This is a genomic window from Methanosarcina spelaei (assembly GCF_002287235.1).
GTDB lineage: Archaea > Halobacteriota > Methanosarcinia > Methanosarcinales > Methanosarcinaceae > Methanosarcina > Methanosarcina spelaei.
Genome location: NZ_LMVP01000468.1, coordinates 17,876 through 29,192, shown reverse-complemented (window position 1 = coordinate 29,192; position 11,317 = coordinate 17,876). Strand labels below are relative to the sequence as shown.

The window sequence follows — 11,317 nt, the reverse complement described above, 5'->3', positions numbered from 1 at the left end:
GGGAGAGGAATATGAAAATATATACCTCTAGTTGCGTTAACCTGCCGAAGCTAGGATACAGTATATTTTTGAGCTACCGTATCGGGATAAAGTAACAGGAATAAAAATCTTCCAGGTTCATTCAATTTTTTCAACGTGCTTTTTGAGTATTGTATAATTTTTAACTAACGGGATATCATCTGAAATATGAATTTTTTTGCTCCTCTTATTACCGGACACACACAATCATTTAAGATAACGATGTTGTCATTCTCAAAAAAATTGGTTTTGAAAATTAAATATTCTTAGTACATAGCTTGTAAATATTCTTATTAAGCAAATAGATAGGCATATAGTGCTTAAAGGGATCAAGCAACAGAATTTACGATAAGGTTTAGCAATATAGAAACATGAATAGATGGCATTGACCGTTAATTTTTTTCAAAAATATTTATTTATAAATATAAATACCGAATAATTTTTTACATTAAAATTTTTTGCTTGAAAAAAATGTTTTTTCGATAAGAATTTTTGATATAAATAATTTAAAATAATTCAAATTATTAGTATATTATGGAGTTGTGAAGGCGAGTAGAAGGGCAAACTAGAATCTACCACACCACCTAAAGATTGCCTGGATAATCACCTATCTTTCTTTGAACAGCGTTTGGGGAACACTGTTTAAAGAGCTGTTGGGTACGATCCATGAATACTGGGATCTCGGACTCCCTACATATTCTTTCTACGGCCTTCTCACTTCATGTTCCTCCTTGATATTTTTCAATTTTTGTCTAGTTTATTTCATTTAAAGCTGTCTAATCTATTTATTTAAAGCAACTTATTGACGAGCCTATCCCAAAATCTTGAATTTTGAATAATCATTCTAATTTTTAATATGAAAATAGTATGACAAATTTGGGAATGAAATTGGTTTTGGGATGAGCTCAACATCTAAGGTTCTGTCAGTTCTATGATCTGAAGCATTTCTTCCTTAACTATTCTTTTTATTTTCCTCATTTAATACAAATTTGTTTTAGAAGAGACTTCAATAGTAGGTTTTGCAGTAAAACATGGTACATAAGGAAAAATAATTTTACAGAAAACCAGCATACTTTGCTACCGTAAAACTATTGTTCGACTTTGAAATATTTTATGCTAGACTGCCTTTTGTTCATAAACAATTTTTCATATAAATAATTTAAAATAATTAAGAGGATAATTGAGTAACTACTGGGAAAATTGTTTATTGTAACATGAAAGGAATTTGATTGCTATCGGTTAGGTGCTGGCAGAATCAATCTAAAATTTTGCAATCCCAGGAATAAAAATTTCTAGACCAATATATATGTCTTCAAATTTGATTTAACTGATGTTTTACTGACCAGAAGGAGGGATAGGGAAAAACTGTCAATGTGTCTAAGATCAGTTTATAGGGGTAATTTAAATATTACATAAAAACTGGGAATTTCTTGAAAATCAATAAATATTTATTGAAAATTAATAAATATTTATTGAAAGTTGATGGATACTTGATCAAAGTATAAAGTTTATACAAGTTGATGGATACTTGATCAAAGTATAAAGTTTATACAAGTTGTTAGAAGTGTAATTGATTAAGTGTTGAATAACTGACTCAGTAATTGAACAACTGATTCGGGAGTTGAATCTATGACCCATCATAAAGAAGAAAAGAAGGCAGAAGCAAAGGATGAAGACGCAAAAGTTGAACCGATACACCCCTCTGAACAAAGAGGAGGTAAAAAGAAAGGTCTTCTTGACACCTGCAAGTAAGCAGGCTCTTATCCGCTAGTGGGGTGAGTCTTTAATAGTGTCAGAAAACAAGCACACTCCGTGTTTAAAAAAGTGTAAAATGTTAATGCTTTGCTGTCTGGTAATTCTTCCAAGGCACTTAAAGACACATATCTTTTAAGGTATCATCCCATAGCGAATTGATTTTTTCCAATTGTTTTTAAAAAATGAACAATTCTAGAAATGGGAGAGTTTATTAAACTGCTTTGAGATAATGACTTAGAGAAAACGAGGTGAAAGGTTTATGGGTGTATCTGCTAAAGGAGAAAGATATCTTTGTGAGATATGCGGTAACGAAGTCATAGTAGAAGAAGCAGGTGGAGGAACTCTTGTTTGTTGTGGCCAGGAAATGACTCTTATCAGTGAGGAATAAATCATACGTACATCTTAATTAATAAATTATACTTTCACGTACTTTAACAAAATTTTTTGGCAACTGAACAATTTTTCACCTGGAGGAAAGCTTATGAAATGCTATGAATGCGCCAGAGAAGGTAAAGATACTGACGCTGTTGGAATTTGTATTGCATGCGGTAGAGGGGTTTGCAAAGAGCACCTTATTCGTGAGGAAACTCCTGTCTGGGAAGGAAGTTATCCTATTGAACTGAAGCCTGACCTTGAACACATTAAAAGAATTTTGTGCCTTCCATGTCATGAAGCCCTGAAGGAAAACTGCTTGTTTAACGAGGTTTGTTGAGGTGATCAAGAATGCTTAAATGTTATGATTGCTCTGAAGAAAATAAAGTAAATGAAGCAGTAGGTGTTTGCATTGTCTGTGGAAAAGGACTTTGTATTGATCATATCAAACAAGTAGAGTTGCCAATGAAAGGAGGATATCCACTCCCCCACTTGACGTTAAAGAAAGATCTTCCTAGAATGATGTGTCGTGAGTGCATTGACATCACTTTTGGAGACATGGGCTGCGTCTAAAGCAACAAGCTGGTTTCAAAAACTCGACTATTCGTGTTTATACCAACAGCGTATTCCCATTGAGTGCTGTTAATATTAGCTCTCTACTCATAAATGTAGGTCTAGAAGAACCATGTAGGTCTAGAAGAAACGGGAATAATTTTGGAACAAACTCAATAATTATTCATTGAAGAGTCTGTGTTAATCAAATGTTTTTTAAAGAATCTACGTCAATCAAATATTCTTTGAAGAGCTTACGCCAATCCGATATTCTTTGAAGAATCTGCGCCAATCAAACATACGTTGAATAACCTTTAATTTGTATTACTCTTAATTTAACAGTTGCCTTTGAATATAAAAATAATTAATGTTAGCTTATAGGTAGGTGGCATAATTTGGCAGACCATAAAACAGTAACAGAAAGTATAGAAAAGAAAATGGGATTTAAGCCCCACATCTTAGAAACACTTGAAGAACTTGACCCTGAGTTTCTTTCAAAGTACAGACGCTGTGATGGAAAATTATTATCTGATGGGGCTCTGTCTGCAAAAACAAAAATACTTATGGCTCTTGCAGTTGTGGCATCTAAACAGTGTGAGACCTGTACGGTGGCGCAGATGAAAAGTGCTCTTAACCATGGAGTCACTAAGGAAGAAATCATGGAAGCTATGGATGTTATCTTTATCACATCAGGAGCTCCGGCTGTTGCTGCTTGCCGAGAAGCCCTAAAATTACTGAAATAAAACATTTAATACATTAGACAATGTATTTTTTGTGAAATTATACGTCTGGTATGTACTTTCAGTATGTACTTATGGTATGGCGGCTCTGTCAAGTCAGAGATTGATAAATACTTTTTCAGAAGTAATAAGAGTAACAATTAAAAAATAAGAGTAACAATTAAAGTAAAGCAATCAATAGGTTTATGCTATTGAGAAAAATTTTTATCGATAAAAATTTTAACTCTTATAATTCTTATCAACTTCTGATTTGACAGGAACATTTCTTTTTTAGAACTATGTCGTTCTTTAGATATTCTCAGAACTTCAATCTGGGATTTTTTAGTCTCATTATTATCTTTCAAGCAAAAAGAGATCATATTACTCACTCAAACTGGAGACATATTACTCACTCAAACTGGAGAAGGCTTCTTTTTAGTCTTCGGAGTTTTCTCTTAACCACAAAAAGCAGTTTGAAATTTTCTTTTTATAATTAACTTTATATAAAACTATTTCCTATAAATTATTAATTGTATTCAATTTTCATCGAGCTACACTAAATTTTAGGTCACTTGAATGTGTTTCAAACTCCTATTGATTAATACACTATGGAATGCCGGGTGAATGTAATAACCTTATCCGTTGCTCCGATGAAAATAACACAAAAGAGAAATGTTTATGGCGTTAGCAAAATCTCCATGGATTATACACGTGAATTGCAACAGTTGTAATGGCTGTGATATTGAAGTAATTGCTTGTCTTACTCCTATATATGATGCTGAAAGATTCGGTGTTTTAAACATCGGTACTCCCAAGCAAGCAGATATAATGATAGTTACGGGTGCGGTAAATTACAAAAATGTGAATGTGCTTGTAAATATCTATAACCAGATTCCTGATCCAAAAGTTGTTATAGCAGTCGGAGCCTGTGCATCCACAGGTGGAATTTTCCATGGTTGTTATAATGTAATAGGCGGAGTGGACCAGGTCATCCCCGTAGACGTATATGTTCCGGGTTGTTGTCCAAGACCCGAAGCCATACTTGATGGAATAGTTGAAGCTCTTCCGATCCTGGAAGATAAGAAGAAAAGGAATATCAAAGGAGAAGAGATAAAACTCAAAGGAAAAGAAGTCATGGAGTCTGGTGATTCCCTGGGTACACTATATTGAAGTATAAGTGTGTAGCTTGTCTGACTTAGTTGCATATGATCTGTTTATTTGTATTTTTTATTCGGCTAATTTTTATGGTTTCTATGCTTTTTTATTCTATCTTTTATTGCTTTTGGGAGAAAAGAAGGGCTCAGAATTAAACAATATATAGATAAACAAGTCTACATTTATTATTTGTTAACTTAAATAAGACCTTTATACCTTGAGATTAAATTATATTTTCTTTTATACTTATTTTTGAATATGAGTTAAGACATATACTCGAATAAATAACTTATGGCCAAATCTCAAACTATAAAAATATTATGAAGTAATCCAAACTCAAAATCCACTTGAAAATTGCATTGTTAGAGAGAGTGGACATAAAACTTATAAGAAATTAAATAAGAGGAATTTATGGAGTTCAAAAGTATTTCCCGTACCACACGAACTCCATAAAGTATACCCTAAGAGGCAGTTATCATGTTTAGCTGTGCGAATATTTAAGCTTGTCTGATTCTGCCTCCTTGGGGTTAAAAGGAGTATAAAATATGATATTTAATAAAAGCGGAACAGGCATATTTGTTTTGGCAATGCTGCTTGGTATGGCATTAATACCATCAGCAATAGCTTCGACCGAAGAACAGCAAACCAACATAATTAAAGATAGTGCTCAGTTACAGATAGAGGCTTTGGAGGCTAAGCTGGGCGAAGAAGGAATGAAGAAAGTTGCAGATTACTTGGAGTTAGAGGCTTCTTTACCGGATGTTGTGAGGCGTATGCCTTACAGAGGACTTGCTTTTGCTGCTACGGATCCTGAAAGCCAAGCTATTAAGATGAATTATATTGAGAACTTCACGGTTTCCGAAAAAGAGAAGAAAAAATATAAAGCTGGACTGCAGGACATATGGGATAGGTATCCAGATAAAATCACAAAGGATGACTATGCTTTCATGAGTAAGCTGGGCCCCATGATTGAAGAAGAGGCTTTAAAGGAACATCCGGTTGTTGGGGTAAAGTGGGCAAAGTCTAATCATAGAGATTTTGCTTACTATGCTTGTGACGGGTCTGCTTATAGAAATTATGCTAGAGATGCAGCTGACGACCCTGATGATCCTGGCTTTGAGCTTCCTGGATATAGGTACTATAATCATTACTGGGATGCTGATTGGGAAATCGGAGGCGCACCAGGTAGATGTGATGGTTTTACAGGTACTGCGCAAATCTGGGTTGCTAATGGACGTATGGAGGACGCACATCACGATTTTGGACTTGCCAGTCACTATTTGTCAGATACCGGCAACCCGTTCCATTCAGCTGGAGCAGTTGATCAGTTTGGGAATTTCTTAGATAATCTGTTCGTTGGTGTTAACCATGAGCTGTATGAGACTTACATCTCCAATCAGTGGGGTGCCGGTACTACTTACAAGTTTGGTAACTATGTCAGTAACAATACTCAGTCTATTACTGTGACTGATCCAGAGCAGGCAGCTAAGAATAATGCTGATTATAGTTCTCAGTATTTTGATTATATTTGGACTAAGGTGAATGATTACCCCCAAACATTTGGTTCTGATATGTACGTGGCGTATTATACGGCTCAATGTGTTCGGCAAACAGCAAAGTATAACCATGGATTGTATGATTATATCATATAAGGTTGATTCAAAAATGGAGTATATATTTTAAGAAGATGCCTTTTCAAGGCATCTTTTTTTATTGAATGGATTTTACTGGGATAGTCTATATCTGAAATAACATTTCTGTATTTTTGAACCCATTTGAGGTATATAACTTAGTTATAGGTGCTATCTATTTTCAATGTTAGTTATTTGATTTATGATGGTTGGCAATAGGAATGTTGGTGATCTAAATGGATTTTATTGGCCAGTTCCTCTTAAAAGTTAAGAAGAAGATGCCTTTAGAGGCCCTTCTTTTCGTTATGCAACATATATGGCTTGCTATTGTTGTTTTAACAATGGGTATAGCGATAGGGACAGGAATTAACTTTGGTCTAGACTTAGTCGCCTTGGCGATAACGCTAGGAATGCTTGTTCTGTTTTTTGTACCGATAGCCTCTATTGCACAGAATATTGTTCAGAGCAGGAAGGATATTAGAAAGGTGTTGTGCTGTGTACCTTTACTAATCGCTGCTGTGTATCAAACTATGGTAGTTGTGTTTGGGTATGCTAGATTTATGCTCTATGAATCTCATCCTGACTCTCTGGTTTATGCTTTACTGCTTCCGATTCAGAGGCTAGCGGAAGTTGCAATCTACCCTACAACTGAGAAAATATTCTACATGGGTTTTCCATATAACCAGCTGCCCCAATTTACAGCTTATATTATCATTTTTCCGATCAGTTTGATTATTTACTTATTGCCTTCGATAGATTATGACAGAACAAAGATCACAAAAGAGATGAAACTAATTGCTTTATTACCACTTCTTTGTGTTGTTATTCCAGTAATTGTACAAACAATTAAGTTGAGGCTGGGATTGATTGATGAGCTTATGATTCAATTTTTCTGGTCTAAGATACTCTCAAACATAAGACTGGTGGGGTTCTTCTTGTTAATGCCTGCACTAAGTATCCTGTATATAAGGCACTATCATAGAACGAAAAGAACAGCTGTCGAGAATTTTATATCAACATAGAAACTTTTTTATTTAAAAGTTAAAAATTTATTAGGGAAATTTGGTGACTACTACCACGACTGAGGTCGCGGGTGATTAACGGGATTCGCTCACAAATTTTGTGCAAAGTATAACAATAAAGATAAAACTATAAATTGCAAACCTCGGCATCCATCACCAACTCATCAGTAGAAAACCGAGAATATATTACTTCTAAAACCTCATCAAAATTTCTTACGGCTCAGCTTTTTGTTTTTCTACAAGTTTTTAAACTTTGCCGACATTTCGTGAGGCAGCTCTATAAGCTTGAGAACTTTTACAATGTCCTTGCTGCCGTCTACAACAACTTCAGTTGCAAAACCTTACTCTTCTATCAAGATCTAACTGATAGTGATTACTTATTACCTGAAACATGAAAAGGTAAGTCCCGCTACAATTAACAGAAGGATCAAAGCAACTTTCAATGTTCCTGAGTACTATAGAGAATACATCAGTTGAAAGTTAGAAGTTCTACTCTGAAATACGATGTTAGAAAAGATGTTTTTTTCTGCACATAATTTCAGAACAGAATCTCCTAAACCTTCTGGAAATAGAGTTCTCGGAATTGACATAGCATTGTGAACATTGCAGTCTGCTTTAACAACATTTTTTAATAGAAAACAGATTAAAAAGTTAGAGCTAAGTATGCATTTCTTCGACAGAAATTGCAGTCCAAAGGCACTAAATCTGCTAAATGTCTTCTTAGGAAGATTAGACGAAAAGAGAACAGTTTCGACTGATATTAATCATCGCGTCTCGAAAACTATTGTAAATATACCTTATGATATCCTTGCACTTGAAGACCTGACAAGCATCAGAGTTCAATCCCAAAAGAGAAAAGCCTGATGGATCTGGGCACTGGATTTCAGAGGAAGATGCAATTAGAATAAAAATGAATTTGAAAAAATGAAAGCATTTTTTCTTCACATATTATAATACATAAATGGTCAGTAGTTTATTCTCTACATCTGAGAACTATCTTGAGATCTAACTTTTATTTCACTAAATTCTTTCCAAAATTACTGCTCTTTATTTCCTATTTTTTAATATTCACTCTTTTCCCTTTGTCCAGGCATTTCACTTTTAATTGGCCCATCCACGGGCAAAGCTTTAAATCAGATGGTTCAGTTTATCCCATGTTTCATTTTCGGGATTAGGTCCCGTTGGAATGTGGTCCTGCAAGCAGGGCTGAACCGTGAAACATAAGTGAAACTTGGTGTTTAAATTGGTAAAATCTTTTTACACATACGTACGTGATGCATGGAAAACCCCTGGTGAGACTTACGTGAACGAGCTCCGCTGGGAGCGCATGCAGGTCTGGAGAAAGCAGGGATCTGTGACCAGAATCGAAAGGCCCACAAGAATCGACAAAGCACGCTCTCTCGGATATAAAGCCAAGCAGGGTATCGTCGTCGCCAGAGTAAAAGTACGCCGCGGAGGACTTGGTAAAACAAGGTTCAACCGTGGAAGAAGGACCCAGAGAATGGGTGTAAACAAGATCACAGGCGGCATGAGCATTCAGAGGATTGCCGAAGCCCGTGCAGACCGCAAATACCCGAACCTTGAAGTCCTGAACTCCTACTGGGTAGGGGAGGACGGAAAGAACAAGTGGTATGAAGTCATTCTTGTAGACCCCTTCCACCCTGTAATAAAGAGCGACAAGAACCTGAACTGGGTATGCGATCCGTCCGTCAGGGATAGAGCTGCAAGGGGTAAGACCAGTGCCGGCCAGAAGGGCAGAGGCATGTCTACACGCGGAAAAGGTACTGAAAAGACCAGACCGAGTATCCGTGCAAACAAGAGTCGAGGCAAGTGATTCATCACATAATACTGCGTGTGATCGCCCACGCAACCGAAGACGTGTCCAGAGCCCGTATGGCTCTGGACTTTTTTTTATCCGGTGCCGGCGTACGGGAAGGGAGCAAACTGATTGATGAGCTCCAGGCTGAAGGGCATCATGGAAATCCTATTACTATTCTGAGCGTACAGCTTAAAAGAAAGGCAGACTGTCTGAGTTTTGCCCATTTTGTCCGGGAGAACTTTTCCGAAGAAGACGTAGCAAGGCTCAGGGAAGAAATGCCCGAGAGGCTGGACGATGATCAGGTCTTTTATCTTCGCTTTGACAAGCAGGCGGCATACCTGCAGAAAGTGAAGCTAACTGATTCCTCGGATGCGATCACTGCAAAAGTCAAGATCGAGACTTATCCGAAAAACCGGGAAAAAGCCGGAGCTATCGTGGAGGAGTTGTTTGGGTAAACCTAAATTCTACGATTTTTGCATTCATGCAGTGCCTGACGGGGAGAATACGGCTGAACAACTTGCTGCTCTTTCCCGACATTTGGGGTACAGTGGGATTGCGCTTACAAACCACTCGGATAAACTTCCTCTATCGCAACCTGTGTTACCCTCTACTAATGAATTTGAGATTTTTAGAGGAGTCGAGCTTGCAGAAGAAAACCCCTCAAAACTTCACGGACTTATTGGAAAATTCAGGAAATTCGTAGATGTCCTGATAGTGCATGGAGGTTCAGAGACTGTCAACAGGGCTGCTCTGGAAAACCCGAAAGTAGATATCCTGAACCACCCAGCTTTTGCTAAAAGCAGTGGGTTAAACCAGGTGCTTGCAAAGGCTGCAGCTGATAATGATGTTGCAATCGGCTTGACAATAAGGCCTCTCCTTCATTCAAGAGGACAAAGGCGAGTTCGTCTGCTGTCTGATCTTAGAGCAAACCTTGACCTTGCCAGAAAGTACGATGTTCCCCTTGTCCTTTCAAGCGATGCAATGTCATGTTTTGACCTTCGTTCTCCCATGGAGATTCTTGCACTGGCTGAAATCTGCGGGCTTGAAGAAGATGAGGCCCTTGAAGCCATTACTATTGTGCCTGAAATAATAATCTCAAGGAATCGGCCTGGTCCAGGCTATATTAGAGAAGGCATTGAGGTAATTGAGGAGGGAGATTACTTTTGAAACGCCTGCTCCCTTCGCTTCGTGCGAAAAAACGTTATCTGGCCTTTGAACTGATTTCCGAGGCACCAGTCAGCAGGAATGATTTAATCAAAGAGGTTATGTTTTCGGCTTCTTCCTTGATTGGAGACGTCACTGCAAGTGAGTGTGATATTAAGGTGCTCGGGTTTGAAGACTCAAAAGGTATTGCTCAGTGTTCACATGCGAAAGTGAAAGAAACCAGAGCATCTCTGGCAACGCTCACATGGGTAAATGGAAAAAGGGCAACTGTACATATACTTGGAACTTCAGGCACGATTAAAAGGGCAACCGAGAAATTTCTTCGGAATCATACGACCTTTGAGCCCGAACTCAAGGTTAACTTCAAAAAGGCTGGAGAATTATAAGTTGAGTAGGTTCAGAAAAGCTCAACTGCGGGGCTCAGAAAAAATGAATTTATAATTCGGGAATGTTAAAGCCCAGGTATTTAAAAACTTCAAGTTTTCAGGATCTGGGAAAGTAAATTAAGCAGCTTTTCCGGTTAGTGGCTTTGTTTCAGTCTTGAGAATACTCGGCTTTGAGGCTTTAAGGAAACTATTATAAAAACTGTCAGGACGCTGTCTGATATATACTATGATGAATTAGTATATTAATGAGTATATTAGTGTAACAGGTATAACATTGATTGGCAAAGCTGATTGACAGAAAAATAGCTGGTCCGGAGAAAATTCAAACGATTGCGGGTCTGATCGAAACGCAGATTGAAACCTGGATAGAGTGAAACGGTGGAAGCAAAAACCCTTTTATGGAGGGCTTAGAATACGGCTTAAGCACCGGGAAATTTCGGGTTTCACAAGCATTATAACTGAGTAAATACACTTTATTAGCGGACTTAGTTAACCTTGGAACTGGACCTTAAAAACTTTTAAAAAGGCTCCTAAAGTGCGCGAACCTATATTATGGAAAACGTACTTTGCAGGATAGAAGTTTTGCAGGGTAGAAGTGCCTTTGAATTCCCTGTAACCGAAGTATTTCCAGCAGGTTTCGTCCAAAAAAAAAGTATTTCAGGATTGGAAGTTTTGAATAAAAGGTAAAAAACTCTAATAAGGAAGAGATACGTTATAGGAAATC

Annotated in this window: 13 protein-coding genes; all 13 read left to right on the top strand. The window is 37.2% G+C overall.

The features are described from left to right. Positions 1 to 1,647: 1,647 nt before the first annotated feature. The 13 genes from ASJ81_RS24280 to ASJ81_RS16690 all read left to right on the top strand — a co-directional run bounded on the left by ASJ81_RS24280 (position 1,648) and on the right by ASJ81_RS16690 (position 10,593). Entirely contained in the window at positions 1,648 to 1,770 is a 123-nt protein-coding gene (locus ASJ81_RS24280; protein ID WP_268989118.1) for a hypothetical protein, read from the top strand. 262 nt (positions 1,771 to 2,032) lie between these two features. Continuing rightward, entirely contained in the window at positions 2,033 to 2,161 is a 129-nt protein-coding gene (locus tag ASJ81_RS16740) for a desulfoferrodoxin FeS4 iron-binding domain-containing protein (RefSeq protein ID WP_095645354.1), read from the top strand. 93 nt (positions 2,162 to 2,254) lie between these two features. Beyond that, positions 2,255 to 2,485 (top strand): DUF2180 family protein, encoded by a 231-nt coding sequence (locus ASJ81_RS16735; protein ID WP_095645353.1) that lies wholly within the window; start codon positions 2,255 to 2,257, stop codon positions 2,483 to 2,485. 11 nt (positions 2,486 to 2,496) lie between these two features. Beyond that, a complete protein-coding gene (locus tag ASJ81_RS16730) occupies positions 2,497 to 2,718 on the top strand; it encodes a DUF2180 family protein (protein WP_048106839.1) in 222 nt (73 codons plus the stop codon). 374 nt (positions 2,719 to 3,092) lie between these two features. Beyond that, positions 3,093 to 3,440 carry a carboxymuconolactone decarboxylase family protein gene (locus tag ASJ81_RS16725; protein WP_095645352.1) on the top strand — a complete coding sequence of 116 codons (348 nt, stop codon included), beginning with the start codon at positions 3,093 to 3,095 and terminating at the stop codon, positions 3,438 to 3,440. 654 nt (positions 3,441 to 4,094) lie between these two features. Then, entirely contained in the window at positions 4,095 to 4,586 is a 492-nt protein-coding gene (locus ASJ81_RS16720; RefSeq protein WP_095645351.1) for an NADH-quinone oxidoreductase subunit B family protein, read from the top strand. Between the two features lie 530 nt (positions 4,587 to 5,116). Continuing rightward, the gene (locus tag ASJ81_RS16715) at positions 5,117 to 6,223 is read left to right on the top strand and encodes a hypothetical protein (protein ID WP_095645350.1); all 1,107 of its coding nucleotides are present in this window, start codon (positions 5,117 to 5,119) and stop codon (positions 6,221 to 6,223) included. 215 nt (positions 6,224 to 6,438) lie between these two features. Beyond that, positions 6,439 to 7,224 (top strand): hypothetical protein, encoded by a 786-nt coding sequence (locus ASJ81_RS16710; RefSeq protein WP_095645349.1) that lies wholly within the window; start codon positions 6,439 to 6,441, stop codon positions 7,222 to 7,224. Positions 7,225 to 7,887: 663 nt separating this feature from the next. Further along, on the top strand, positions 7,888 to 8,088 hold the full coding sequence (locus tag ASJ81_RS22320; protein ID WP_141241783.1) for a hypothetical protein: 201 nt from the start codon (positions 7,888 to 7,890) through the stop codon (positions 8,086 to 8,088). 379 nt (positions 8,089 to 8,467) lie between these two features. Then, positions 8,468 to 9,058 carry a 50S ribosomal protein L15e gene (locus tag ASJ81_RS16705; RefSeq protein ID WP_170943369.1) on the top strand — a complete coding sequence of 197 codons (591 nt, stop codon included), beginning with the start codon at positions 8,468 to 8,470 and terminating at the stop codon, positions 9,056 to 9,058. Continuing rightward, positions 9,055 to 9,498, top strand: a complete 444-nt coding sequence (locus ASJ81_RS16700; protein ID WP_095645347.1) for an RNA-binding protein — start codon at positions 9,055 to 9,057, stop codon at positions 9,496 to 9,498. Before ASJ81_RS16705 ends, ASJ81_RS16700 begins: the two co-directional genes overlap by 4 nt. After that, positions 9,491 to 10,210, top strand: a complete 720-nt coding sequence (gene rnp3, locus ASJ81_RS16695) for a ribonuclease P protein component 3 (protein ID WP_095645346.1) — start codon at positions 9,491 to 9,493, stop codon at positions 10,208 to 10,210. The genes ASJ81_RS16700 and rnp3 overlap by 8 nt, the downstream gene beginning before the upstream one ends. Further along, the gene (locus ASJ81_RS16690) at positions 10,207 to 10,593 is read left to right on the top strand and encodes an Rpp14/Pop5 family protein (protein ID WP_095645345.1); all 387 of its coding nucleotides are present in this window, start codon (positions 10,207 to 10,209) and stop codon (positions 10,591 to 10,593) included. The genes rnp3 and ASJ81_RS16690 overlap by 4 nt, the downstream gene beginning before the upstream one ends. Positions 10,594 to 11,317 lie beyond the last annotated feature (724 nt).